27 protein-coding genes are annotated in these 22,945 nt (G+C 65.8%); 10 read left to right on the top strand and 17 right to left on the bottom strand.

Translation table 11 applies throughout. The features are described 5' to 3' along the window. Positions 1-94 precede the first annotated feature (94 nt). Positions 95-316: a DUF7130 family rubredoxin-like protein gene (locus tag ATJ93_RS13755; protein ID WP_120245174.1), complete on the top strand. Its 222-nt coding sequence runs from the start codon at positions 95-97 to the stop codon at positions 314-316. Positions 317-419: 103 nt separating this feature from the next. Here the strand turns inward: ATJ93_RS13755 and ATJ93_RS13750 are convergent, their stop codons facing one another. From ATJ93_RS13750 to ATJ93_RS13725, 6 genes are all read right to left on the bottom strand, one after another. After that, positions 420-3,854 (bottom strand): MEDS domain-containing protein, encoded by a 3,435-nt coding sequence (locus tag ATJ93_RS13750; protein ID WP_120245173.1) that lies wholly within the window; start codon positions 3,852-3,854, stop codon positions 420-422. Positions 3,855-4,124: 270 nt separating this feature from the next. Beyond that, positions 4,125-4,472: a four-helix bundle copper-binding protein gene (locus tag ATJ93_RS13745; protein ID WP_120245172.1), complete on the bottom strand. Its 348-nt coding sequence runs from the start codon at positions 4,470-4,472 to the stop codon at positions 4,125-4,127. Between the two features lie 102 nt (positions 4,473-4,574). After that, complete coding sequence (gene hisE, locus ATJ93_RS13740; protein WP_120245171.1) at positions 4,575-4,859, bottom strand: phosphoribosyl-ATP diphosphatase; 285 nt, start codon at positions 4,857-4,859, stop codon at positions 4,575-4,577. Further along, positions 4,860-5,327, bottom strand: coding sequence for a bifunctional nuclease family protein (locus ATJ93_RS13735; RefSeq protein ID WP_120245170.1), 468 nt, complete (start codon positions 5,325-5,327; stop codon positions 4,860-4,862). Positions 5,328-5,429: 102 nt separating this feature from the next. Next, positions 5,430-6,077, bottom strand: coding sequence for a pyridoxal 5'-phosphate synthase glutaminase subunit PdxT (pdxT, locus tag ATJ93_RS13730; RefSeq protein ID WP_120245169.1), 648 nt, complete (start codon positions 6,075-6,077; stop codon positions 5,430-5,432). 143 nt (positions 6,078-6,220) lie between these two features. After that, positions 6,221-6,382: a preprotein translocase subunit Sec61beta gene (locus ATJ93_RS13725; protein WP_120245168.1), complete on the bottom strand. Its 162-nt coding sequence runs from the start codon at positions 6,380-6,382 to the stop codon at positions 6,221-6,223. A 128-nt stretch (positions 6,383-6,510) separates the two neighbouring features. Here ATJ93_RS13725 and ATJ93_RS13720 point away from each other — a divergent pair, with 128 nt between their 5' ends. Beyond that, positions 6,511-6,813, top strand: a complete 303-nt coding sequence (locus tag ATJ93_RS13720; protein WP_120245167.1) for a thioredoxin family protein — start codon at positions 6,511-6,513, stop codon at positions 6,811-6,813. 121 nt (positions 6,814-6,934) lie between these two features. On the opposite strand, the gene npdG is transcribed toward ATJ93_RS13720, so the two are convergent. The 4 genes from npdG to ATJ93_RS24360 all read right to left on the bottom strand — a co-directional run bounded on the left by npdG (position 6,935) and on the right by ATJ93_RS24360 (position 9,682). Then, entirely contained in the window at positions 6,935-7,603 is a 669-nt protein-coding gene (gene npdG, locus ATJ93_RS13715; protein WP_120245166.1) for an NADPH-dependent F420 reductase, read from the bottom strand. A gap of 80 nt (positions 7,604-7,683) precedes the next feature. After that, positions 7,684-9,108: a hypothetical protein gene (locus ATJ93_RS13710; RefSeq protein WP_120245165.1), complete on the bottom strand. Its 1,425-nt coding sequence runs from the start codon at positions 9,106-9,108 to the stop codon at positions 7,684-7,686. A gap of 194 nt (positions 9,109-9,302) precedes the next feature. Continuing rightward, entirely contained in the window at positions 9,303-9,560 is a 258-nt protein-coding gene (locus tag ATJ93_RS13705) for a hypothetical protein (RefSeq protein WP_120245164.1), read from the bottom strand. Then, positions 9,557-9,682, bottom strand: coding sequence for a hypothetical protein (locus ATJ93_RS24360; protein WP_281271558.1), 126 nt, complete (start codon positions 9,680-9,682; stop codon positions 9,557-9,559). Before ATJ93_RS24360 ends, ATJ93_RS13705 begins: the two co-directional genes overlap by 4 nt. Positions 9,683-9,706: 24 nt before the next feature. On the opposite strand from ATJ93_RS24360, the gene ATJ93_RS13700 reads away from it, so the two are divergent. Together ATJ93_RS13700 and ATJ93_RS13695 are read left to right on the top strand one after the other, a co-directional pair. Then, a complete protein-coding gene (locus ATJ93_RS13700; RefSeq protein WP_120245163.1) occupies positions 9,707-10,546 on the top strand; it encodes a glycerophosphodiester phosphodiesterase in 840 nt (279 codons plus the stop codon). 146 nt (positions 10,547-10,692) lie between these two features. Then, complete coding sequence (locus ATJ93_RS13695) at positions 10,693-11,244, top strand: response regulator (protein WP_394338797.1); 552 nt, start codon at positions 10,693-10,695, stop codon at positions 11,242-11,244. Between the two features lie 6 nt (positions 11,245-11,250). On the opposite strand, the gene ATJ93_RS13690 is transcribed toward ATJ93_RS13695, so the two are convergent. The 3 genes from ATJ93_RS13690 to ATJ93_RS13680 form a co-directional block, all read right to left on the bottom strand. Next, positions 11,251-12,126 carry a TIGR01548 family HAD-type hydrolase gene (locus ATJ93_RS13690; RefSeq protein ID WP_120245162.1) on the bottom strand — a complete coding sequence of 292 codons (876 nt, stop codon included), beginning with the start codon at positions 12,124-12,126 and terminating at the stop codon, positions 11,251-11,253. Between the two features lie 98 nt (positions 12,127-12,224). Next, positions 12,225-13,118, bottom strand: a complete 894-nt coding sequence (locus tag ATJ93_RS13685; protein WP_120245161.1) for a hypothetical protein — start codon at positions 13,116-13,118, stop codon at positions 12,225-12,227. Positions 13,119-13,355: 237 nt separating this feature from the next. Next, on the bottom strand, positions 13,356-13,757 hold the full coding sequence (locus ATJ93_RS13680) for a UPF0146 family protein (protein ID WP_281271557.1): 402 nt from the start codon (positions 13,755-13,757) through the stop codon (positions 13,356-13,358). Between the two features lie 39 nt (positions 13,758-13,796). Here ATJ93_RS13680 and ATJ93_RS13675 point away from each other — a divergent pair, with 39 nt between their 5' ends. Beyond that, on the top strand, positions 13,797-14,318 hold the full coding sequence (locus ATJ93_RS13675) for an archaemetzincin family Zn-dependent metalloprotease (protein WP_120245159.1): 522 nt from the start codon (positions 13,797-13,799) through the stop codon (positions 14,316-14,318). Positions 14,319-14,385: 67 nt separating this feature from the next. After that, a complete protein-coding gene (locus ATJ93_RS13670) occupies positions 14,386-15,066 on the top strand; it encodes a class I SAM-dependent methyltransferase (RefSeq protein WP_120245158.1) in 681 nt (226 codons plus the stop codon). Positions 15,067-15,149: 83 nt separating this feature from the next. Here the strand turns inward: ATJ93_RS13670 and ATJ93_RS13665 are convergent, their stop codons facing one another. Further along, on the bottom strand, positions 15,150-16,964 hold the full coding sequence (locus ATJ93_RS13665) for a ribosome biogenesis/translation initiation ATPase RLI (protein ID WP_120245157.1): 1,815 nt from the start codon (positions 16,962-16,964) through the stop codon (positions 15,150-15,152). 3 nt (positions 16,965-16,967) lie between these two features. Then, positions 16,968-17,288: an EMC6-like membrane protein gene (locus ATJ93_RS13660; protein ID WP_013880941.1), complete on the bottom strand. Its 321-nt coding sequence runs from the start codon at positions 17,286-17,288 to the stop codon at positions 16,968-16,970. A 190-nt stretch (positions 17,289-17,478) separates the two neighbouring features. Here ATJ93_RS13660 and ATJ93_RS13655 point away from each other — a divergent pair, with 190 nt between their 5' ends. The 3 genes from ATJ93_RS13655 to ATJ93_RS13645 all read left to right on the top strand — a co-directional run bounded on the left by ATJ93_RS13655 (position 17,479) and on the right by ATJ93_RS13645 (position 20,036). Next, a complete protein-coding gene (locus tag ATJ93_RS13655) occupies positions 17,479-19,086 on the top strand; it encodes a long-chain-fatty-acid--CoA ligase (protein WP_120245156.1) in 1,608 nt (535 codons plus the stop codon). A gap of 170 nt (positions 19,087-19,256) precedes the next feature. Then, positions 19,257-19,550 carry a MarR family transcriptional regulator gene (locus tag ATJ93_RS13650; RefSeq protein WP_120245155.1) on the top strand — a complete coding sequence of 98 codons (294 nt, stop codon included), beginning with the start codon at positions 19,257-19,259 and terminating at the stop codon, positions 19,548-19,550. A 78-nt stretch (positions 19,551-19,628) separates the two neighbouring features. After that, on the top strand, positions 19,629-20,036 hold the full coding sequence (locus ATJ93_RS13645) for a hypothetical protein (RefSeq protein WP_120245154.1): 408 nt from the start codon (positions 19,629-19,631) through the stop codon (positions 20,034-20,036). Positions 20,037-20,060: 24 nt separating this feature from the next. On the opposite strand, the gene ATJ93_RS13640 is transcribed toward ATJ93_RS13645, so the two are convergent. After that, on the bottom strand, positions 20,061-20,978 hold the full coding sequence (locus ATJ93_RS13640; RefSeq protein WP_120245153.1) for an NAD+ synthase: 918 nt from the start codon (positions 20,976-20,978) through the stop codon (positions 20,061-20,063). A 366-nt stretch (positions 20,979-21,344) separates the two neighbouring features. After that, complete coding sequence (locus ATJ93_RS13635) at positions 21,345-21,953, bottom strand: hypothetical protein (protein ID WP_120245152.1); 609 nt, start codon at positions 21,951-21,953, stop codon at positions 21,345-21,347. Between the two features lie 163 nt (positions 21,954-22,116). Here ATJ93_RS13635 and ATJ93_RS13630 point away from each other — a divergent pair, with 163 nt between their 5' ends. Continuing rightward, a complete protein-coding gene (locus ATJ93_RS13630; RefSeq protein ID WP_120245151.1) occupies positions 22,117-22,839 on the top strand; it encodes a bacteriorhodopsin in 723 nt (240 codons plus the stop codon). Positions 22,840-22,945: the final 106 nt, after the last annotated feature.

The raw sequence follows: 22,945 nt of genomic DNA, 5'->3' as shown, positions 1-22,945 counted from the left end.
CCGCCGTTTCGATCGTTGCCGTCCATTCTCGAGCGCTCGAGTCAGAAATCCTGTGACATTCTTTAACACACCGTGCGCCGTAGCTCGAGCCGTGATGCGATCCGCAACCGGCTACACGTCCACCGACGGCGAACTCCGGAGCAAAGCGGAGACCGAACTGCCGATCGGCACGCCGCGGGATCCCTCGACTCAGGTCCACCTGACGTGGCGGTGCGGCGCGTGCGGGGAGACGGGCCGCATGCGAGACCGCCTCCCGACGGAGTGTCCGGGGTGTGCGGACTCGAGTGCGGAGGTGTACTACTGGGACGAAGACTGATCGGGCTGCGTCGGCGTCGCGATCGGTGCTCAGTATCCCGGTCTCGGCTCGGTAGCTGCCGGTTTCGTCGGTCGACCGGCCGTCCCTGCCTCGAGGCGATCGGTCATGCGCTGCTTTCGCCGCTCTCGGAACTCCGAGGCTGCCGGAGCGTAAACGAGAACGTCGCGCCCTCGCCGGGTTCCGAGTCGACCCAGATCTCGCCGCCGTGGCGCTCGACGATCCGTTCACAGAGCGCCAGCCCGATGCCGGTCCCGTCGTACTCCTCGCGGCTGTGGAGCCGATCGAAGATATCGAAGATGCGGTCCTGTTCGTCGGGCGGAATACCGATCCCGTCGTCTTCGACCGCGATCGCGCGCTTCCGTCCCCGCTTCTCGGCGCGAACGCGGATCCGGGGCGGCTCGTCCCCGCTGTAGGTGATCGCGTTCGACAGCAAGTTCTGGAACACCTGGCGCAACTGGCTGGCGTCGCCCCGTACCCGCGGGAGCGAACCGACTGTGATCTCCGCGTCGGCTTCCTCGATCTGCACGCGGAGATCCTCCCGGACGCCCTCGAAGACGTCCTCGAGATCGACCGGCTCGAGCGGGTCGCCCTGCGTTTCCACGCGGGAGTACTGGAGTAGGGCCCCGATCATCTCACGCATGCGGTCGGCGCCGTCGACGGCGAACCCGAGGAACTCCGTTCCCTCCTCGTCGAGCGCGTCCTCGTACCGCGACTCGAGCAGTTGCAGGTAGCTCGAAACCATCCGTAGGGGTTCCTGGAGGTCGTGGGAAGCCGCGTAGGCGAACTGCTCTAAGCGCTTGTTCGACTCCTCGAGGCGGTCGTTGGACCGCTCGAGTCGCCGCTCGCGCTCGTCGCGCTCGAGTTCGTAGCTGAGCCACTGGCCGATCAGGTCGAGAAAGGCGTAGTCGGCGTCGGTGAAATCTCGGTCCTGGGCGCTGCTATCGGAGAAACACACCGATCCGTAGACGCCGTCGCCGTCGGTCACCCTCGTCCCGAGGTAACAGCCCAGCCCGTACTCTCGGTGAAGCGGGTCGTCGTCCCAGCCGACCGCTTCGACGTCCTCGACGCCGACGGGCGTCTCGACCGTGATCGTCTGCTTGCAGTAGTTGCCGGGGTTCGCCGAGAGTCGCGCGGACCCCTCTTCGAGGTCCGTCCCTTCGGTCTTCACGACGCGGAACGCGTCGCCTTCCTTCTCGAGGAGGAATCCCATATCGAGGTCGAACTGCTCGCGACCTAGATCGAGCAGGCGCTCGGCCTTCTCGTCGAACGAGAGATCGCTGTCGGCGGTGATCTCGTACAGCTTCTCCTGCGATCGTCTGTGTTTCCGCCGTTCGATCTCGTAGCCGATCCACTGGCCGATCAGCTCGACGAACGTCCGTTCGTCGTCCGTGAAGGGGCGGTCGCGGGGATCCGTGCTCCCGAACCAGAGCGTCCCGTACGGCGACGAGCCGGTCGATACCTTCGTTCCCAGGTAGCTCGTCAGCCCGAACTCCCGATAGATCTCGTCGCGCGTCCAGCCGCTTTCGCGCGCGTCGGTCGTATCGACCGGCTCGTCGGACGCGATGGTTCGACGACAGAAGCAGCCCGCTCCCGGATCGGTCCCCAGCTCCTCGTCGGACGCGACGTCGAGGCCGACGCCCTTCTCGAGCCGGAACGCACCGTCCCACGAGGGCAGGTGGTTGAGCCCGCCCATCTCGAGGCCGAACCGTTCGCGGCCCAGTTCGAGCAACCGCTCGAGCTTCTCGTCGAACGAGAGCGCGGGATCGGACGTAATCTCGTAGCTCTCCTGCAGGTAGCGGACGCGCCGGCGCTGCTCGAGTTCGTAGCCCAGCCACTGTCCCATCAGGTCGAGGAACGTGCGCTCGCTGTCGCTGTAGGTCCGGTCGCGCGGCGATTCGGAAGCGAAACACAGCGTCCCGTACTCCTCGCCGCCGGCGTGAACGGTCGTCGCGAAGTAGGCGTCGAGGCCGAACCGCTCGTAGGCGCGGTCGTCGGTCCAGCCGACCTCGGCCGCGTCGGTCACGGAGATCGGTCCCGGCGACGCGAGGAGCTTCTCGCAGTACGTGTCACGCAGCGTGTCCCTGACGCCCGCCCGGATCTCGTCGTGATCGCCGACCGCGGCAATGATCTCGAACGTCTCGTCGTCGTCGGTCTGTGTGAAGTAGCCGATATCGAGCCCGAACCGCTCGCTCCCGAGTTCGAGCAGCCCCTCGACCTTCTCGCCGAACGACGCCTGCGGATCGGCGATCGTTTCGTAGAGGTCCCGCAGGAGCCGCTCGTGGCGGCGTTGCTCGAATTCGTACTTGACCCACTGGCCCATCAACCGCAGGAAGGTCCGCTCTCGATCGGAGAACGCCCCGTCCGACGGATCCGAGGAGGTGAAGAAGAACGTCCGGTCGAGATCGCCCTCGATCGGGACGCAGGTGCCGAGATACGCCTGGACGTCGTCTGACCGACGGACCTTCGACTCCGGAAGTTCGCCGGTGACCGTCGACAGTTCGGTCGGCATCGGAACGGTGTCGGTCGGGCCGTTCTGGACGACTTCGCGACAGTAGGTGTCCGATAGCGGAATCTCCGTGCCTGCCTCCAGCCCGTCGGGGCTGCCGCTGATCGCTTCGATCCGGTAGTAATCGGCCGCCGGATCGACGCGGGCCATGCCGCCGATCTCGAGGTCGAACACCTCGCGCCCGAACGCGAGGAGGTCGTCGATCTTCTCCTCGAACGACCGGTGTGGATCCGCGGCGATCGCGTACAACTGCCGCTGGGCCCACTCCTCGGTTTCGAGGGCCGCCTCCGCGTCGGTGCGATCGACGAGCGTCCGCAGTTTGCGTTCGTTCTCCCTCGCGGGGCGGTCGGGACCGAAGTACTCCTCGGGCGGCGTGTAGAAGACGTTCTGGCAGACCGTTCCGTCGTAGATGAGATAGGGGTGGGTCCGGATGACGTCCTCGATGACGTCCGGGGGCAGCTCGGTGCGGTCGTACTGACACAGGGCCATGCTCTCCTCGCCGTCGACGAGGTCGTTCACGTGGGCCTCGCAGCTCATGAACGCCTCCTGAGCGTGCTCGTCGTCGACGAGCCACGTCTCCTCGGCGGTCACGCGGAATCCCTCGTACTCCGCGTGCGCCGCTTCCTTGGCGCGCTCGAGGCGGTCGTACCCCTCGTCGACATCGAACGCGCCGCCGTCGAGATACGTCTCCGCGGCGGGGTGGACGGAGAGTTGTCCCGACTCGAGTGCGGCGTCGACGTCGATCCCGTCGTTTCGCAGCGCCTCGAGCACCGCTTCGCGCGAACTGTCCGCGCGGATGTACATGCACCGCTCGCCGCGCTCGAGGCCCTGTGCGATGTAGGGGACGACCGCCGCGAGCCGTTCGGCTTGGGTCTCGTAGATCAGTCCGAAGTGGTCGACCGTCTCGTGGCCCTCGAGCGGCGCGACAGGACCGCGGAAGTCGGGGAACTCAGTTCGGTCGCTCGGCGGTTCGAACTCGTTTTCGAGCACTGAGGGCTCTTCGCCGTCGGGGTTCCGGCTGGTTTCACTCATAGCGATAGATGCGGGTAGGGTGAAGGTGAGGGTGATCTGCACTGGTTCGACCGCGCTCACGCGGTCGGGTAGCCGACCGGGTGCGAATGATCGGTCTCGGTGGAATCGTAACCGAAGGGAACCCCTCTGCGCATAAAAGAGTACGGCCGCGCGATGGTCGCGTCAACACTTCGCACGATAGTCTCTATCATCTCGACACCGGAGTGCCGCGAATACGGCGGACGGAACGGTCACCGATCGCTGGTTTCGGATCGCGGATCGCACATCGAATCAGGCCGACGCCATCTCCCGACAGCTTTCGGCGCACTTCGGGAGGATCTCGGCGCAGGCCTGACAGTGGTCGTGGTCGTGCTGTTCGCACTCCTCGGCGCACTCCTCGCAGAGGTCCGCACAGAGTTCGCCCAGCTCTTGATGGTAGCCCGAGTTGCGGGCCATGAACCGCGCGTGCAGCGACGCGATATCGGCCACGTCCCGGCAGAGCCGGATACAGCGAGCCATGTCTTCGCCCTCGCCGGCGCAGGCGTCCGCACACCACTCACAGACCTGGGCCGCTTCGAGGCAGTTGTCGATACACTCTTGCATGTGATCGTCCGCGTGCTCGAGTTGTTGCAGTGCCATCACGGGAAGCGACACTGCCCGTCACAATCAAACCGATACGGACGTTTGCAAGGACCGAGCCGGTGTCCACCTCGGCTCCGAGCACGCTGGACCAGCCGTTGACTACCGTCGCGACTCCAGTTCGGCCTCGAGGTCCGCGAGGTCCATCTCCTTCATCGAGAGCAAAACGAGCAGGTGATAGACGATGTCGGCGGCTTCGTAGGCGATTTCCTCGCGGTCGTCGTCCTTCGCGGCCAGCACGAGTTCCGTCGTCTCCTCGCCGAGTTTCTCCAGCACGGCGTTTTCGCCCTTCTCGTGGGTAAAGAGCGACGCGGTGTAGGAGTCTTCGGGCAGCGTTTCCTTGCGATCCTCGATCACGGCGAACAGGTCCTCGAGTGTGTCGTCCATCTACATCTCACCGGCGACGTTGCGGATGTCTTCTAATTGCTCGAACTTGTCGCTGTCGTCTCGGCCGTTCTCGAAGACTTCCTCGGTGACCTCGATTTCGGCGTTCGTCCGCGCCGCGAGGGCCAGCGAATCGCTCGGCCGGGCGTCGACGACCGTCTCTCCGCGGGGCGTCTCGAGGTGCAGATCCGCGATGTAGGTGCCACCCTGCCCGCCGTCGCGCTCCTCGATCTCGCTGACGACGACGCGGTCGATCCGACTGCCTAACTCCTCCATCACGTCCAGCAGGAGGTCGTGAGTCAGCGGCCGCCCGATGTCCTCGGCCTCGAGGCCCCGAGCGATGCTGGTCGCCTCGTTGAACCCGATGAAGATAGGGACGACGTCGTCCTCGTCGTCGACGCTCAGGACGACGACCGGGACCGGCCCCTGTTGGGTCCCTGCGACGCGGACCGCGTCGATTGATGCGTGCATACCTCACTCGAGGCGTGCGAGGGAGAAAACATGTCCGGTCGCGAATGCATGCACACAGCGCGACGACGCGCCCAGACGCACTCGCTGCGACGACTGCCAGCGTTACGCGGGGTCCGTCGCCGGCTCTTCGGCCTCGAGGCTCGGTACTGACGCCGCTTCGTTCTTGAAGAAGGCCAGCCCGTGAAGCCGGCTGTCGGGGGTCAGTTCGGGGTGGAAGGCGGTGCCGACGACGGAGCCCTGTCGGACCGCAACCGGGCGGCCGTCCCACGTTGCGAGCACTTCGGCGTCCCCGCTTTCGATGTCGGCGATCGCCGGCGCGCGAATGAACACCGCCGGATACGGCTCGTCGTCCGCGAGGCCGTCGACCTCGAGGGGCGCCTCGAAGCTGTCTTTCTGCCGACCGAAGGCGTTGCGCTCGACCGCCACGTCGAGCAAACCCAGTTCGTCGACCCGGTCGTCGTTCGGATCGCTCGAGGCGACGATCAGCCCGGCACAGGTGGCGAGCAAGGGTTTGCCCGCGGCGACGTGGTCCCGAATCTCGGCGGCGATCCCCTCGCTGTGGACGAGCCGCGAGATGGTCGTGGACTCGCCGCCGGGCATCGCGAGCAGGTCGCAGTCGGGGACGATTCCCGATTCCCGAATTTCGTGGACGGTGACCTCGTGCCCGCGGGCTCGCGCTGCCCGTTCGATGGCGTCCGCGTGTTCTTCGACGTCGCCCTGGACGGCGACGACGCCGGCGGTCAGTGACATGCGCGCCCGTAGGGACGGTGGTCTCAAAAAGGTCGCGTCCGCGTCAGCGCCCGCCGTTTCGTCTCTGTGACGAACTCACCGCTACAGGTACGTGACTACTCGTGCCGGTGCGAAGAATCGAGCACCGAGAGCGAAGGGGTCGCTTACGCGACGAAGGTCAGCAGCTGTACGAGAACGCCGAGCAGTACGCCGGTCGCGATGACCGTCTTGGGGTTGATTTTGATCGCGTTCGAGTCCTCCGAGTCGAAGTACCGGACGAGTCCCGCACTGGACATCAAGCCGCCGGAGTTCTGTCCCTTATCCATGTGCGGTCATACGGTCGCCCGGAACTAAATCTTTCGTCCGGCACCGCGCTCTCACCAGCCCGTCAGCGACACCGCCTCGAGCCGTCTGCACCGAGATTGCGGCAAGCCCGCGCGACTGGGAAACCCTTATGCGCCGCGCGTGGCAACTAGCGCTGAACCGCATGACTGTCACGCTCAAGGACTTCTACGCGGACTGGTGTGGCCCCTGCAAGACCCAGGATCCGATCCTCGAGGAACTCGAGGAGGACTGGGAGGGCCGCTTCGAAGTCGAGAAGGTAAACGTCGACGAACAACAGGATCTGGCCAACGAGTATCAGGTCCGCTCGCTGCCGACGCTGATCATCGAAAACGACGACGGCATCGTCGAGCGCTTCGTCGGCGTCACCCAGCGCGAAGACCTCGAGGACGCCCTCGAGTCCGCCGGCGCGTAGGCTGTAGGCTGTAGCAACTGTAACTATCGGGTCGCCGACACCGAGACGCCGGGTTCGATCCCGGTCGTCTCCATCATTTCTCTCCGTTTTCGCCACGCCGTAGCGGCCGGAACGGCGAGCGTCACTCCTGCCACTTCACGCCGAGATCCTGGGCGTCGTTGTGCATGGTGAGCGTGATCGTCAGCGCCGTGAGGCTCTCGATCGCCGCGGCGTTCGACAGCGGCCCCGCCTCGAGCGCGCGGAGCCCCTCGATTTCGTTGGTGAGATCGACGACGGTCCGGACCGCGTCCCGATCGGTCCCGACGACCGGCGTATCGTAGTCGATGTCCGCCTCGAGGTCGGCGAGCGGACCGGCCGGGAGGTTGTGGTACGCGCCGACGACCGGAACGCCGTCGGGTGCGCGCTGGGCGACGAGCTCGGTCGTGCTGCCAGCCGACGGCGGGTGGAACTGCATTCCGCCCTCGTCGCCTTTCATGGCGACTGCCGGCGTGACGAGGATCGTGTCGTCGTCGAGTGCGTCCGCGACCGACTCGATCGTGTCGCCGACGTGGTAGGGCGGGACTGCGAGCACCACGACGTCGGCGCGGTCGGTGACCATCTCGTTGACAAAACCCTTGATGGAGGCCTCGGCGCCGTGGTCCTCGAGGGTGTCCTCGTAGTCGGCGACCGCGTCCCGGGCGCGTTCGGGATCGCGGGAGCCGACGAGCACCTCGTGGTCGGTATCCCGTCCGAACCGGAGCGCGAGCCCTTCGCCGATGTCGCCGGTGCCGCCGAGTAGTGCGATTCGCATACGCGCCCCTGCGAGCGAAATCGGAATAAAACCGGGTGATCGACCGCGTCTGTTGGCGGTGGTGCGGGTGACCTGTCTCGTTATTTGGCGAAGACTTGCACCGAGACCACGGCAGTATCGTCCGCCCCGCGAACGCGAACCGGGAACTGCTCGTCCTGCTTCGTCGGATACGTCTCGAATCCCAGGGTCGCCGCGCCCGTCTCGCCCGGTTCGACGACCACGTCCTGGGTATCGAGCTTCTTCGGATCGTGGCCGACGATCAGTTCGAGCGTCTGCCGGCCGGTTTCGGAGCCGGTGTTCGTGATGTCGACGATCACCTCGAGGTACTCGCCGGCGTCGACCGGCGAGTTCGTGGTGCGGATCGAGAGCTCGAGTTCGGCGCCGTCGCCGGATCCGTTGTCACCGTCGCTCCCGTCGTCACCGTCGCCAGTATCGTCGTCGTCACCGCCGTCACCGCGGTCGCCCCGCTCGAACTGCCAGTGCGAGTCCAGCGATGCGACCGTCCCGTCCTCGCAGATCACCCAGGGAATGATCTGACAGGTGTGACAGCCCGAATCGGTCGTCAACTGCGCCGTGTCCGTCCGCCCCTCGAGTTCGGTCACGTCGAGAATCACGTCCGACTGCGTGAGCCACCAGACGACCCGATCGAGGCCGCCGTCCGGGTCGGTCGCCTCGAGTTCGAACGTCGTCGGTTCGCCGTTCGCCGCCGGGACGGTCCCCGGATCAGGTCGGATGGGCTCGACCGTCGGCGAGCGGTGGCCGCCGCCGGTCACCTCGACCTGCCAGCGGGCCGCGTACGACCCTGCACGATCCTGCGGGAGGACGGCCGCTGCCACGTCGTGCGTGCCGGGCGAGTCGAACGTATGCCGCCAGTAGTGGGCCTCGGCGACGCCGTAGTAGACCGAGTCCCAGGGGCCGCCGGGGCCGCCGGCGACCTGCTCGCCGTCGAGCCACCAGACCGTCCACTGCGACTCGCTCGGGTCGATCGCACCGGCTTCGAACAGCACGTCGGTTCCCGGTTCGATCGTCACGTCGGGGTCCGGCCGCGCGGTCGGCAGCGACGACGCGCCGATCACGGACACGGTTCGCTCGTCGGCCCCGTCGTCAGTTTCGACTCGGACCGGAAATTCACCGTACGACGGCACAGGGTACGTATAGAATCCCTGTTTGACGGTCCGCGTCTCGCCGGGATCGATCGGCGTTTGCCTGCGGCCCAACCGGTTGGGCTCGTTCCCGACGAGGAGTTCGACGGTCGTCCGCACGGCCGACGAGCCGTGGTTCGTGATCGCGGTCGTCACGTTGAGGAACTCGCCCGCGTACACCGGCGCGTCCGTCTCGATAATGTCGACCTCGAGGGTCGGCGTCCCGTCCCCGCCCGTGTCCTGCACCCCGGTCGAAGCCCGGGCCGCACCGCGGTCGATTCCCTGCGACCAGCGCGTCGCCCCCAGTACGACGCCGCCGGTCGATATCCCTTGCAGCACCCGCCGTCGAGTTGGTCCCCGCATACCGGATGGTACCGCGAATCGGACTGAAAGTCTCGACTACCGTTTCACGGCTCAACCCACCGTTTCGGGTGCAGCGGGTCTCCGACGGTCGCGGCGTTGGGTCCGACTACTCGAGTCGGACGGCCACTCCGATCGCTCGCCGCTCGTAGGTAGAGGTTACGAGCACCCTCGCGGTCGGAACGGACCGTCTTCCCTCAGGGAGCGTCGTCCTCCTCAGGATTCATCGACGCGCCTAACCCGCTGTCGTAGGCGTCCCTGTTTTGCACCTCGCGAATCCGCTGGTCGAGCCGTTCCTCGAGCGCCTGCCGTCGCTGTTCGTCCACGTCGGGATCGTTGTCCAGCGCCCGCAGATCCTCGCGGGCCGTCCGGAGGACGGATACGGCCTCTTCGGTCTCGAGGTCGGTCGCGCGATTCAACTGCCGTTCGACGTCCTCGAGTGTGAGATCGGTCACGGGACCGACCACCACGTGCGGGATGTTGAAGGGGCGGCCGGGAGTCGCCACCCGACCGTCTCGGCCCCGCCGCTCCCGCCGTCCGTTTCGTCGAACGCCGCCGAACCGAACGCAGGTTCCATTACCCGTCCTGTCGTTGTGCCGGTATGTATCGTCCCTCGAATTCCCAGCCCGCCGTCATCGCCCACCGCGGCTACGCCGGCGTCGCCCCCGAGAACACCGTCGCTGCAGCCGTTCGGGCCGCCGACCGCGACGACACGGCGATGATCGAGCTCGACGTCCAGCCGGCCGCCTGCGGGACGCCGGTCGTCATCCACGACGAGCACCTCGAGGGCACCCGTCCCCGCGACGGCCGGCCGCTCACCGACGCCGACGGCCTCGTCTGGGAGACGCCGCTCGAGAAGTTACAGGAAACGCGAGTTCTGGGCACCGACGAGGCGATTCCGACGCTCGCCGCGTTCCTCGAGGCGCTCCCGGACACGGTCGGCGTCAACGTCGAACTGAAGAACCCCGGCACGACGGACCTGCGCTTCGGCGAGGCGCTCGCACCCGACGAGCGCGACGCGCGGCGAGACGTCTGGGAACCGTTCGTCGAGCGCGTCGTCGACGAGTGTCGCGCCTTCGACGGCGACTTGCTCTTCTCGTCGTTCTGCGAGGGCGCGCTCGCTTCCCTCCGCGAGATTGCGCCCGAGTACGCTGCCGCGCCGCTCGTCTGGGACGACCTCGAGGCCGGGCTCGCGATCGCCGACCGCTACGACTGCGAGGCGATCCACCCGCCGCGAAACGCCGTCGCCGGCGTCCCGCTAGCGACGACGGAGTACGCCGGCTTCCCGGCTGCAGAGCCGGCGATCGACGTGCTCGAGCGGACCCACGAGGACGGCCGCGCGGTCAACGTCTGGACGGTCGAGACGTGGGGTCAGTTCGACCAACTCGCCGCGGCCGGCGTCGACGGGATTATCGCAGACTATCCCGGGCTCGAGCGGTAACGTCCTCTGTCATTTTCCGAACACGGGGCCTCCGGACCGGGAGGAATCGACTGACGGCTGCCTCGAGCGAGCAGTAGTCGTCTCGCTCTCGAGAATCGGCCGAAACGAGACGTGAGCACCGCGAAGCTCTTGGGGCTGCCCGCTCAATGTCGGCTATGGCAGGGCCGCCGACCGAGGACGCGATCACGATTCTGCTCGTCGAGCCGAATCCGGGGGACGCGCGGCTGTTCGACGAGTCGTTCGCCGACGCGAACATCGCGTGCGACGTCCACACCGTCTCCGACGGCACGAACGCGCTCGATTTCGTCCACCGCCGCAACGACCACGTCGAGCGGCCGCGGCCGGATCTCGTCCTGCTCGACTTTCACTTGCCGGGCGTCAGCGGCGAGGACGTCCTGACCGAACTCAAGTCCGATCCTGCGTTTCGGCGGATTCCGGTTATCGTCATGACCAGCTCCGACACCGAGGAGGACATCGCCCGCTCGTACGACCTCCACGCGAACGCCTACGTCCAGAAACCGATCGAACCCGACGAGTTCGTCGAGCTCGTCCGCTCGTTCGAGAACTTCTGGCTGACGTTCGTGCGGCTCTCCTCGAGCGAAACGGGCGAGATGAGTGAGATGGGTGAGACGAACAAGGGTGACGGGGCCAGCAAGACAGACGAGACGAACGAAGCGAACGAGGCCAACGAGGAGTAGAATGCGTTACTCGGCCAGCAGGTCCGGCAGTTCGTTGATCGACTCGAGCACCGCCGCTGCATCTTCGGCCTCGTACTTTCGGCGCCCTTCTTCGCCGGTCAACCCGCCGGTGAGCACGCCGATCCCGTAGTACTCCCGTTCCCGATCGGCCTCGGCGGCGTTGGTCGCCGTCCGAACGTCGTCCAACGTGTCCCCGACGAAGACGATGCGCTCAGCATCAAACCGCTCGGCCAGCGTCGTCAGCGCCCGCGGGTGGGGCTTCCCTTCCTCCCAGTCGTCCATCGTAAACCGGTGCTCGAGGGACACTTCCTGCTCGAGCCCCACGCGCTCGAGGGCGATTTCGGCCTCCGCTTCGGGGCGGCCGGTCAGAACGCCGACGTCGTACTCGGCGAGCAACGCGTCGCGGGCGTCGGCCTCGAGCAGCACCGGCTCGTCGTGGATGAACCCCTCGGTCTCGATGTCGGGTTCGCCACCCTCGAGGCCGCGGTAGAGCTCCGCACCGAGGTAGAGTTGCTGGAAGACGTCGCGCAGCCGCTCGCGGTCCCACCGCTCTTTCACGCGCTGGGTCGCCCGGGCGTCGATCCGGTCGCGGACGACGGACTCGGCGGCCTCGAGGCCGCCGCCGTTCTCGGCGATGGCGTCGGTAAACTCGTCGATAGACTCGTCGTACCCTTCACTCGTCGCGAGGACGTAGAGGGCGGCGGCGTAGGTGAGCTCCCAGTCGTTGTTGAATCCGCCCGCGTCCTTGAACCCCTGAATGTCTTCCTTGCGGATCGTGCGGTCGTAGACGTAGTCGACGGACTCGACGATCGCGCGCCGGTAGGAGTCGGCGACGTCGACGAGCACTCCGTCGATGTCGAGCACGACGGCGTCTGCGTTCATACGCCCCCGAACGGGCCGGTCGGAATAAAGGCGGTCGGTTTCGAAGCCGACCGGCAGACCAGACTGCAGGGCTCGCCACGCAGGGTCGTGGCGCCGACTCAGGCGAACACGTCGTCGACCGATTCCGGGCACGCGTCCGGAACCCGCTGCCGTGGATCGGTGCCGTTCCCGGTTTCGAAGTCGATCGTGCTGCCGGATTGTTCGGTCCAGCCGCCGTTGAACCCGTCGTCCCACTCCGTATCGGTGATCGTCATCTCGCTCGCGTCGCCGTTCGCACCGGCCCGGAACGAGTAGTGGTGACCGTTCATATCCATCTCGGAGTCGACGACCTCGACCGTGCCGGGGGCCCATGCCCAGACGCCTCGTCCCTGCCGATACGGACGGGAGTCCGTCACGGACGCGACGCAGTTTTCGACCGTCCCCTCGGCCAGCCGGTAGTGGGAGACGTGACAGTTCGCAGCGTAACAGTCCCGAATCGAGACGGTGCCGCCGCCCTCGTTCCCGGGCGGCGAACAGTAGAAGGCGTTGTCCGACAGATCCTGCACGTTGACGCGTTCGATCTCCAACCGGCCGTCGTGGTCCGGCGGGGTCCAGAACCCGGTCGCCCCCTTCTGCTGGTACTCGTCCCCGTCGCCGAGCCAGACGTTTTCTACGCGGGACGTGCCGCCGCCCGTATCGCCCACGCTGAACGCGCTGTTGTCGCCCATCTCGACCCGCCCGCGAACGGCGACGTTTCGGATCGTCCACGCCGTCCCGATCGCGACGATCGACACGCCCGCGCCGCTGGCCGTAGCGTCGTATTCGACGTTCTCGAGCGTTTCGCCGTCGTCGACGCGGACGATTTCGCGCGTCTCTTCCGGGACGGTAACCGTCTCGCGTTCGCCGCCCGATGCTGCCGTGACCATCGGTGCGCCGGCAAGCGTCAGCCCGACCGCGCCGAGGTACGATCGTCTCGAGACGCCAGTCGCCTCTCGCTGCTCTCGCGACGTCATTCTATCTGCAGGATACGTCGCGACGGAATCCATAGTAAATACTGACCGTAATCAAAATATGAGATACCGGGTACCTGATGCGTTCGCGACGGTGCTCGCCGCACTCGAGTCGGACCACTGTGGAGAGCGGCTACACGACGGAGCGACGACAGGGGACGCGGACGGGCGCGAGAACGGCGACGATTGGAAGACCCGCACCGTGGTCTCGAGAGCGCCGCCGGTGCTGGTGGGCCGCTCTCACCGACTGTCGCGAGCCACGTACAGCGTCCCCGTCTCGATCGTCTTCCGTTCGACCGGCACCGCGGGCTGATCGCCCCCCAGCGTCGTAAAGTAGAGGGCTGCGTCGGCGTCGCGGGCGACCTCGAGGGCCGGCCGGTGGAGTTCGGGCGGCAGATTTCGAGCGTAGATCGCGTCGGCAGCGGCGTAGATCGACGGGTCGGGGTCGACGATATCGTCCTGCACGAAGCGGACGTCGTCGGGCACCTCGCGCCGGTAGATGTCGGTTGCGGTCACGGAAACCCCCGCTTTCGCGAGCGCGGCCGCCAGCTCCGTCCGTCGGCCGATCCCGATCTCGACCACCCGGTCGTACTCGTCGAGGTAATCAATCATTGCGTCCGAGTAGCGGCGAGAGTGGGACACGGCGGGACGTTTATGGCCTCTGCGCGCATAGCCGTTGCCATGCTCGTCGACATCGTGCCGGTCGGCAACGTCCCTGCGGAGGTCAAGCGGGCCGCCTCCTCGGCGTTGCGATCGGTCTACGACTGCGAGGTCTCCATCAACGACTCGCAGTCGGTTCCGAACGGCGCGTACGACTCCGGCCGGAACCAGTACTCCGCCGAATCCTTCATTCAACTGGCCGAACGGGTCGGCCGCGGCGACAAAAACATCGCCATCACGCCCCACGACCTCTTCTACCGCCGGCGCAACTACGTCTTCGGCCTCGCCTACCTCGACGGCAGCGGCAGCGTCGTTTCGACCTACCGCCTGCAAACCTCGAGCGATGGCGGGTTCTCGAACCAGAGCGCCGAAGAGATCTTCGAGGACCGGGTTCGGAAAGAGATCGTCCACGAGATCGGTCACACCTACGGTCTCGAGCACTGCGACAACAACCGCTGCGTGATGAACTTCTCGCCGACGGTCCGCGAGGTCGATATCAAGGAGGAGAACCTCTGTGGCAGCTGTCAGCGCTTGATTAGTTGACGACCCCGGTCTGATTCAATCGAAATTAGGCCGTATTATTTTCTCCCCGGCGTCCGAACGCCGATCGATGCCGACTACCGACCCCTTCGAAACCCGCGCCGACGAGTACGACGAGTGGTTCGAGCACAACGAGGGCGCCTACCGCGCCGAACGGACCGCCCTCGAGCGTGCGCTCCCTGACCGCCACGCCGCCGGCGGGAGCGACGCCGATCACCCACACGCCCTGGAGGTCGGCGTCGGAACCGGCCGGTTCGCCGCCCCGCTCGAGATTCCCATCGGCATCGACCCGGCCCAGACGCCGCTTCCCCGCGCTCGCGAGCGCGGCGTCGATCCCGTCTGTGCCGTCGCCGAATCGCTGCCCGTCGCCGACGACGCGGTCGACCTCGTCCTGTTCGTGACCGTCCTGTCGTTCGTCGACGACCTCGAGGCGACGCTCTCGGAGGCGCGGCGCGTGTTGACTGACGACGGCACGCTGGTCGTCGCCGTCCTCGATCGCTCGAGTCCGGTCGGACAGGTTTATCAGGAACACAAGGACGAGAGCCCGTTCTACGCCGATGCGGAGTTTCTGACCGCCGCGGAAGCGACTGCGGTGCTCGAGAATACGGGGTTCACCGTCGAGGACCGGCTTCAGACGGTGTTCGACGAGCCGGCGTCGATCGATGCGGACGCCGAGCCCGACGTCCGCGAGGGACACGGGGACGGGCTGTTCGCGGTGCTACGAGCGCGGGTGGCGGAGTCGCGAGCGTAAGCGGCGATCGACGACGGCAGCAGAACGGAACGACGACGGCAGCAGAACGGAACGACGACGGCAGCAGAAACGAACGCGCCGGATCAGGGCGCGTAGTAGTACTCGCCCTCGCTCTTTTGCTCCTTGTCGAGTTGCGAGTCGGGCTTGTTGATCCGCGGCCGCGAGGTGCGCTCGTCGCGGCGGAACGTGACCTCGAGGTTCGCGAGGAACTCGTTCATGCCGTCGCGCATGGACTGGGGCGGGCTGGCGCGACCGCGTTCGGCGGGTTCGCCGTCGAAGACCATCAGGCGATCCGCGAGCAGGTCGATCGTGTAGATGTCGTGGTCGATGACCATCACGGTGGCGTCCTGCTGTTCGGCGTAGCGCCGAATTGCGCTGGTGGCCTGGACGCGCTGTTCGACGTCTAAGTGCGCCGAGGGCTCGTCCAGCAGGTACAGGTCCGCGGAGTCGGAGAGACACGCGGCGATGGCGACGCGCTGGCGTTCACCGCCCGACAGATCCGAAAGGTTCTGCTCCATGATCCGCTCGAGCTGGAGCGGCTGGGCGATCTCGGTGTTCCAGTAGGAAGAGCCGAACTGGTCCGTGATCGAGGAGAGGAAGGCGTCGACCCGCATGTGCTGGTCGATCGTCACGTACTGGGGCTTGTAGGAGATGTCCAGATCGAGGTCCGCGTCGCCCTCGTCGGGCTCGAGATTGCCCGTCAGGAGCTTCGCGAAGGTGGACTTCCCGATCCCGTTCGGTCCGACGATGCCCAGCACTTCGTTCTCGCGGATCCGGCCCCCCTCGACCTCGAGGGTGAACTCGCCGTCCCCGTAGCTCTTGGTGAGGTCGGGGTAGTCGACGAGCACGTCGCCGCGGGTCTCGCTGCGCGGCGCGTGTTCCTCGAACTCGATGGGATCCGGGCGGATCCGCATGTTCTCGTTCTCGAGGTAGCCCGAGAGGTACTCGTTGATCCCGTTGCGGACGGATTTCGGCGGGGTGATGACACCGTACGCCCCGGGCTCACCGTAGGCGACGTGGAGGGTATCGGCGAGCAAGTCGAGGATGGCGAGGTCGTGCTCGACGACGAGCATCGACTTGTTCTCCTCCTCGGCGAGTTCGCGGATCAAGCGCGCGGCGGTGACCCGCTGGCCGATGTCCAGATACGGCGTGATCTCGTCGAGGAAGTAGAAGTCCGTATCTCGAGCCAGCGTCGCCGCGAGCGCGACCCGCTGGAGCTCCCCGCCCGAGAGGTCGTCGATCGACTGCTCCATGACGGGGCCGATCGAGAGTCGCTCGACCAACTGGTCCAGCGCGCCCCGTTCGTTCGTCTGCTCGAGCAGTTCGCGGGTGTTGCCGTCGAACGTCTCGGGGATCTGGTCGACGTACTGCGGTTTCCGGGCGACGGTGACCTCGCCGTCGCGGACGTCCGCGATGTAGTCCTGCAGTTCCGTGCCGCGGTAGGCCTCGAGTACGTCGTCCCAGTCGACTTCGTCCTCGTGGCGGCCGAGGTTGGGCTCGAGTTCGCCGGCCAGGATGCGGACGGCGGTGGTCTTCCCGATCCCGTTCGGACCCAGAATCCCGGTGACTTTCCCCTCCTGCGGCGCGGGAAGCCCGTACAGGGAGAAGGCGTTCTCGCCGTAGCGGTGGGCGGGATCGTCCTGCAGTTCCTTGGGCAGGTTGATGATCTCGATGGCGTCGAAGGGACACTTCTCGACGCAGATACCGCAGGTTTCGCCGAGACAGATCTCCTCGGAGATCCGGACCTGTTCTGGCTGTCCTTCGTCGGTTTCCTCGCCGCGGAGCGTGATACACTCCTTGCCGGTGCGGTTGGGCGGGCAGTAGTTCTTACACTCGTAGCTGCACCGGTCGGGCTGGCACCGATCGAGGTCGACGACGGCGATACTATCGTCTGCCATGGATTAGGCTGCCTCCGACGTCAGCAGAATACCCCAGGTGATGAACCAGAACGAGAACGTCATGAAGGCGACGTACAGGTTGTGTTTCATGCCGAACTCGTCCTCGTCGTAGATACTCGTAACGTTGAGCAGCGCGAGTTGGACGAGAATCGCCACGACGACGAACGCCTGCGGCAGCGTCTCGCCGGCCGCTTCCCTCGCCGGAAGATCGCCGGTGACGGCCATGGAGGCCAGTGCTGCGGCGACCCCGAGCAGCGCGGCCAGCGCGGTGACGCCGACCGAGCGGATGTGCTCGCGTCGGTCGCTGATCGATTCGGTCGACATGGGCGCAACTCCGGGGGCGGTGCTAAAAAGCCGTTCGCATTGGGGACCCGACCGAGAACGCAAACGAGCGAGCCTCGCATGGCACCGGGTCACAGCGGAGCGTCGCCCGGTCACGGTGGCCGGTTACACAGTCTATCGTCCCGCTCGATTGACCGCAATCTATTACATAGACGTTCATGAACAATATGGTATGGAGACGCCACTCCTCGTGACCGACTTCCTCGAGCAGGCCCGGCGCCACTACGGCGATCAGGAAGCGATCGTCGGCACCGACGGCGAGCGGTTCACCTACGACGAGTTCGGCGACCGCGTCGACCGGTTCGCTCGAGCGCTGCAGGACAGGGGAATCGACAAGGGCGACCGCGTGGCGGTGCTCGACCCGAACACCCACTACCACCTCGAGGCGGCCTACGGCGCGATGTCGATCGGCGCGATCCACGCGCCGCTGAACTACCGGTTGACGCCCGAGGACTACGCGTACATGCTCGACGACGCCGAAATGGACGTCGTCTACGCCGACTACGAGTACGCTGAAAAGATCGAAGCGATCCGCGACGAGGTGCCCACGGAGACGTTCGTCACGAACGACGCCGACGCCGTCGAGGGTGACTGGGAGGACTTCGAGGCCGTTCTCGAGGCGGCCGACCCCGAGTACGAACAGCCCGAGATGGCCGAAGACGAGATCATCACGATCAACTACACCTCCGGGACGACTGGCGATCCGAAGGGCGTCTGTCGCACCCACCGGACGGAGACGATCCACGCCTACCTGGTGTCGATTTACCACGAACTCGCCGATACCGACGTCTACCTGTGGACGCTGCCGATGTTCCACGTCAACGGCTGGGGGCACATCTACGCGATCACCGGATTGGGCGCGAAACACGTCTGCACCCGCGGCGTCAACGCCGACGAGGTCATCGAGACGATCCGCGAGGAGGACGTCTCCTTCCTCTGTGCGGCGCCGACGGTACTTAACCAACTGATCGACTACTACGAACGGGAGGGTGAACCCGCCATGACCGGCGACAACGACGTCCGCGTGACCACCGCCGGCAGCGCCCCGCCCGAGGCCACCATCCGCGCCGTCGAGGAGGAGTTCGGCTGGCGGCTCAAACACCTCTACGGCGCGACCGAGACCGGCCCGCTGATCACCATCTCGCCCGATCGGCTCCTCGAGGACGACAACCGGTTCTCGATGAAGAAGCGCCAGGGGATGGGCGTGCTCGGCACCGACGTCCGCGTCGTCGACGAGAACGGCGAGGACGTGCCCCGCGACGACGAGACGCTCGGCGAGGTCGTCGTCCGCGGCAACCAGGTGATGGACCGCTACTGGAACAAACCCGAGGCCACCGAGGAAGCGTTCTCGGAGCGTCGCGAGGGCTACTACCACACGGGCGACCTCGCGACCGTCGACGAGCACGGCCTGATCGCTATCCGCGACCGGAAGAAAGACATCATCATCTCCGGCGGCGAGAACATCTCGAGCATCGAACTCGAGGACACGCTGTTCGATCACGACGCGGTCGCGGACGCGGCGGTGATCCCGGCGCCCAGCGAGGAGTGGGGCGAGACGCCGAAGGCGTTCGTCGTGCCGTCGAACGGCGAGCCGGAGGATCCACCCGTCTCGGCCGACGAGTTGACCCAGTTCACCCGCGACCGACTGGCGAGTTACAAGGTCGTCCGCCGAATCGAGTACGTCGAGGAACTGCCGAAGACGGCGACCGGAAAGATCCAGAAGTACGAACTGCGCCAGCGCGAGTGGGCCGACGAGGACCGAGCGATCGGTGAGGGATAACCCCGTCGGCCGCCGCCAGCGGCAAACATCCTGACTGGCCAGTCAAATGCGGTATTCCGCCGATTCGAGGCCCACAGAAGCATATTTCTCCGTTAAAATATACGAAAGTATCTCTCCCTGCCGGTCGTAAGGCTCAACTTTTATACTGCTGGGAGTTTTCGATTCGTAGTATGGCAGAGACCGACGGGGAGGAGATCGAAGACTTGCCACCGAGCGCCAAACTCGTTTTCAAGGTTCTCGAGTACGACGGCCCGTTGACCCAGAAACAGATCGTCGAGGAGTCGATGCTGTCGGCCCGGACGGTCCGCTACGCGCTCGAGCGCCTCGAGGAGATCGGCATCGTCGACGAGGACATCTACTTCGCCGACGCCCGACAGAGCCTCTACCGACTCGAGGAACCGATGGCGGCCGACGGGAACGGTGTCGACGAGTCCCCGAAGAAAGACGCCTGCTGCGCGGAATAGCGCGCACCTCGTGCGGTCACCGTGCTATCGAGCGAACGAACGACAAGGATTATTTTCGTCCGGTGACCGTTCCTGCGCATGGACAAGGAGCGGGTTCCCCGGTGGGGCTGGTTGCTGATCGGCCTCTTCGCGGCGTCGATCGTCGCGCAGCTGCTCAACGTCATCCTCGGGCAGGCCGGCCTCGCCGAGGAGTATCAGGTCGTTACGGTCATCGCGACCATGGCGCCCGTACTGATCTACGTCGGCGTCTGGTACGACGACCACCGCCAACACTACTGGGAGTACTCGAGCGCGCGGATCGTCGGCGATATCGCCTTCGTCCTGCTGGGAGCGATAATCGGAGCCACGACCGTGATCGCGGTGCTCTCCGGATTCGAGATTCCGCGATACCTGCAGGACATCCTCGCGATGGGGGGCGGGTTCCTCGTCGCCTGGCTGCTGTTCTGGTGGCGAAACCCCGACCTGTACCGGTTCGAGGACGAGTGAGGGACCGCTCGAGGCCGACGCTCGTCAGGAGTCCGCGGACTCGTCGCCGAACTCGGGAATCGACTCGGTTCGGTCCCCGATCCCCGGCGTCGGCGGCGTCGTTCGCTTGTGCGCCGTTTCGGCACACAGCCACGCGATCGACCGCGCCGTCTCGCGGTCGATGTTCAGTCCAGACGCCGCGTCGGCGATCGACCGTCCCTCGTCGACGAGCCGGGTTAGGAACGGATCGAGGTCGTCGTACGGCGCCCCGAGTTCGTCGGCGTCGGTCTGACCGGCCCAGAACCCGGCCGTCGGCTCCTTGGTAACGATCCGGCGCGGGATCCCGATCTGCCCCGCGAGGGCTCGCACTTCGGTTTTGTAGAGGTCTCCCAGCGGGTAGGCGTCCGCGGCGCCGTCGCCGTACTTCGTGAAGTAGCCGAGCAACAGCTCCGAGCGGTTCGCGGTGCCCAGCACCAGCTTCGAGCGCCGGTTAGCCGCGTAGTACGCACAGACCATCCGGAGTCTGGCGATCACGTTACCGAGTGCGTGGTTTCGCTCCGCCGGGCGATCGCCACCGCCGTCGGACTCGAGCACCGCCGTCGCCGTCTCCTCGAAGGCCTCGAGTAGCGGCCGCAGCTGGATCGCACGGAAGTCGATGCCCAGTCCCTCGGCGATGGTTCGGGCCTCGTTGACACCTGCACGCTCGCTCTTGTGACAGGGTAGCCCGAGTCCGAGGACGCGCTCGCTGCCCAGTGCCTCGACGGCCAGCGCCGTCGTCACCGTCGAGTCGATCCCGCCGCTCATCGCCACCACGACGCCCTCGGCACCCGCGTCGTCGACGGTCGTCCGGAGCTCGCTGATGATCCGGGCGTGTGCCGCCTCGAGGCCGGCCGGATCGGTGATGAACGGCCCGTTCTCGCTTCGAGACTCCGAATAGACGAACGTCTCTCTTTCAGTACTCATTGAATCAGATCACTGTGTTCTTGCTACCTGTGGGAAACATTCGTCCCATACTTAGGTCTAATCCTTAAACACCTTGTAGTTGAGTGCGTGGTTCGTATACGCACTGTCGGCGGTTCGTCAAATCAGTACGCAGTCATCAACCGACATCCCATCTCCCGGTCAGTGCTCGGCCGGTTCTGACACGTTCTCCGCCGGACGCCCCTCGACGTCCCGTCTTTCATCCTCGAACGTCGAGCGTTCGGATCGTAGAAACCCGTCAGCACCGACATCTTCCCGGATACGAATCCGCCAACGAGCCGAGGAATCGACCGGCTACGCGATCGCGCGACCCGCTCGAGGCTGTCTGTACGCGGCCCGATCTCGCTTTCAGTTCTCGGACGCGGAGAGATACCGACCGATCGAGTAGACGACGCTGGAACTCGCGGCTGCTGCTATACCGACTGCGATCACGGGAATCGAGACGCCGGTCGGCCCGTAGGGGTTCCGCGGGGCGGAGTCGACGACCGAGTAGAACGTTTCGGGGCCGGCGTGACCCAGCAGGAAGAACCCGACCGTGATCAGGATCGCGAAGCCGCCGGTCGCCAGTCCGAACATCGAGGCGACATCTTCGACGTTGAGCAGCGCGTGGACCTGCGATTCGGAGAGGTGCCGTTCGTATCGGCGGCGGACGATCGCAACAGCGATGAGACACGTCGCCGTTCCGAGTTCGATCCCGCCCGCGTAGACGCCGACCCAGAGGACCAGCGGCGACGACCACAGCGGATCGCCGCCCGGGAACGCGGCCCGCACCGAGGACGGATAGGTGGCGACGATCGGCGCGACGAGCGCGAGCAGGAACAGGAGGCCGCTCTGGTAGACGAGCTTCTGTGGAATCCGTCGTCTGATCAGCGTGTACCGCTCTACTCGAAGCCGTTCGTACGTCGAGTCGCTCAGGAAGGCGTCGGTGATCGGGTCGTTTGGATCAGCTGGTGTCATCGGTACGTGAGGTCCGCCCTCGAGTTATTGGTCCCGAGACGGAGGGTCCCGATATACGCTGCGCTTTCGTCGTCAGCGTCATATTTCTGGACATACAATCGATTCTAGGAGTTATTATCGTTAGGCTGTAGCGGTATATAACGGTCTTTCCCTAGGAACTCATATGGCTGCAGTAGGCCCAGAATCCGTCTGGCTGTGGATCGGCACGATAGGAATGACTCTCGGAACCCTGTACTTCGTCGGACGCGGACGCGGCGTTCGCGATCCGAAGATGCAGGAGTTCTACATCATCACGATCTTCATCACGACGATCGCCGCAGCAATGTACTTCGCGATGGCGACCGGCTTCGGTGTCACCGAAGTCATGGTCGGCGGCGAGGCGCTCACGATTTACTGGGCGCGCTATGCCGACTGGCTGTTCACGACGCCGCTCCTGTTGCTCGACCTCGCGCTGCTGGCCGGGGCGAACCGCAACACGATCGCGACGCTGATCGGCCTCGACGTCTTCATGATCAGCACCGGGGCAATCGCGGCGTTCGCAGCGACGCCCGGCACCCGGATCGCGTGGTGGGGGATCAGCACCGGCGCCCTGCTCGTCCTGCTGTACGTCCTCGTCGGCACCCTCTCGAAGAACGCGCGTGACCGGTCTCCGGAGGTCGCGTCGCTGTTCGGGACGCTCCGTAACCTGGTCATCGTGCTGTGGCTCCTGTACCCCGTGGTCTGGATCCTCGGCACCGAGGGGACGTTCGGCATCCTGCCGCTGTACTGGGAGACCGCCGCGTTCATGGTGCTCGACCTCTCGGCGAAGGTCGGGTTCGGGGTGGTTCTGCTCCGGAGCCGTAACGTCCTCGAGCGGGCCGTTACGCCGACGGCTGCGCCGGCATGAGGTGCGTCGCTATCGACCTCCGACGATCGGGTTGATCGGGTTCGCCTCGCTCGTCCCCGAGTCGACCCCCCACAAAACGCCGTTTTAGTCGCCGTTCGTGAGTATT

Source organism: Halopiger aswanensis, assembly GCF_003610195.1.
Classification (GTDB): Archaea; Halobacteriota; Halobacteria; order Halobacteriales; family Natrialbaceae; genus Halopiger; species Halopiger aswanensis.
This window is presented reverse-complemented; position numbering and strand designations above follow the sequence as displayed.

Excerpts from the sequence above, each read along its gene's own strand:
- ATJ93_RS13630 (WP_120245151.1), top strand. The coding sequence starts at position 22,117 with ATGGCTGCAGTAGGCCCAGAATCCGTCTGGCTGTGGATCGGCACGATA.
- ATJ93_RS24360 (WP_281271558.1), bottom strand. The coding sequence starts at position 9,682 with ATGGAACCTGCGTTCGGTTCGGCGGCGTTCGACGAAACGGACGGCGGG.
- ATJ93_RS13650 (WP_120245155.1), top strand. The coding sequence starts at position 19,257 with ATGGCAGAGACCGACGGGGAGGAGATCGAAGACTTGCCACCGAGCGCC.
- ATJ93_RS13700 (WP_120245163.1), top strand. The coding sequence starts at position 9,707 with ATGTATCGTCCCTCGAATTCCCAGCCCGCCGTCATCGCCCACCGCGGC.
- ATJ93_RS13660 (WP_013880941.1), bottom strand. The coding sequence starts at position 17,288 with ATGTCGACCGAATCGATCAGCGACCGACGCGAGCACATCCGCTCGGTC.
- ATJ93_RS13670 (WP_120245158.1), top strand. The coding sequence starts at position 14,386 with ATGCCGACTACCGACCCCTTCGAAACCCGCGCCGACGAGTACGACGAG.
- ATJ93_RS13720 (WP_120245167.1), top strand. The coding sequence starts at position 6,511 with ATGCGCCGCGCGTGGCAACTAGCGCTGAACCGCATGACTGTCACGCTC.
- hisE (WP_120245171.1), bottom strand. The coding sequence starts at position 4,859 with ATGGACGACACACTCGAGGACCTGTTCGCCGTGATCGAGGATCGCAAG.
- ATJ93_RS13690 (WP_120245162.1), bottom strand. The coding sequence starts at position 12,126 with ATGAACGCAGACGCCGTCGTGCTCGACATCGACGGAGTGCTCGTCGAC.
- ATJ93_RS13725 (WP_120245168.1), bottom strand. The coding sequence starts at position 6,382 with ATGGATAAGGGACAGAACTCCGGCGGCTTGATGTCCAGTGCGGGACTC.
- ATJ93_RS13675 (WP_120245159.1), top strand. The coding sequence starts at position 13,797 with ATGCTCGTCGACATCGTGCCGGTCGGCAACGTCCCTGCGGAGGTCAAG.
- pdxT (WP_120245169.1), bottom strand. The coding sequence starts at position 6,077 with ATGTCACTGACCGCCGGCGTCGTCGCCGTCCAGGGCGACGTCGAAGAA.
- ATJ93_RS13695 (WP_394338797.1), top strand. The coding sequence starts at position 10,693 with ATGTCGGCTATGGCAGGGCCGCCGACCGAGGACGCGATCACGATTCTG.
- ATJ93_RS13645 (WP_120245154.1), top strand. The coding sequence starts at position 19,629 with ATGGACAAGGAGCGGGTTCCCCGGTGGGGCTGGTTGCTGATCGGCCTC.
- ATJ93_RS13665 (WP_120245157.1), bottom strand. The coding sequence starts at position 16,964 with ATGGCAGACGATAGTATCGCCGTCGTCGACCTCGATCGGTGCCAGCCC.
- ATJ93_RS13755 (WP_120245174.1), top strand. The coding sequence starts at position 95 with ATGCGATCCGCAACCGGCTACACGTCCACCGACGGCGAACTCCGGAGC.
- ATJ93_RS13655 (WP_120245156.1), top strand. The coding sequence starts at position 17,479 with ATGGAGACGCCACTCCTCGTGACCGACTTCCTCGAGCAGGCCCGGCGC.
- ATJ93_RS13635 (WP_120245152.1), bottom strand. The coding sequence starts at position 21,953 with ATGACACCAGCTGATCCAAACGACCCGATCACCGACGCCTTCCTGAGC.
- npdG (WP_120245166.1), bottom strand. The coding sequence starts at position 7,603 with ATGCGAATCGCACTACTCGGCGGCACCGGCGACATCGGCGAAGGGCTC.
- ATJ93_RS13750 (WP_120245173.1), bottom strand. The coding sequence starts at position 3,854 with ATGAGTGAAACCAGCCGGAACCCCGACGGCGAAGAGCCCTCAGTGCTC.
- ATJ93_RS13640 (WP_120245153.1), bottom strand. The coding sequence starts at position 20,978 with ATGAGTACTGAAAGAGAGACGTTCGTCTATTCGGAGTCTCGAAGCGAG.
- ATJ93_RS13745 (WP_120245172.1), bottom strand. The coding sequence starts at position 4,472 with ATGGCACTGCAACAACTCGAGCACGCGGACGATCACATGCAAGAGTGT.
- ATJ93_RS13735 (WP_120245170.1), bottom strand. The coding sequence starts at position 5,327 with ATGCACGCATCAATCGACGCGGTCCGCGTCGCAGGGACCCAACAGGGG.
- ATJ93_RS13685 (WP_120245161.1), bottom strand. The coding sequence starts at position 13,118 with ATGACGTCGCGAGAGCAGCGAGAGGCGACTGGCGTCTCGAGACGATCG.
- ATJ93_RS13710 (WP_120245165.1), bottom strand. The coding sequence starts at position 9,108 with ATGCGGGGACCAACTCGACGGCGGGTGCTGCAAGGGATATCGACCGGC.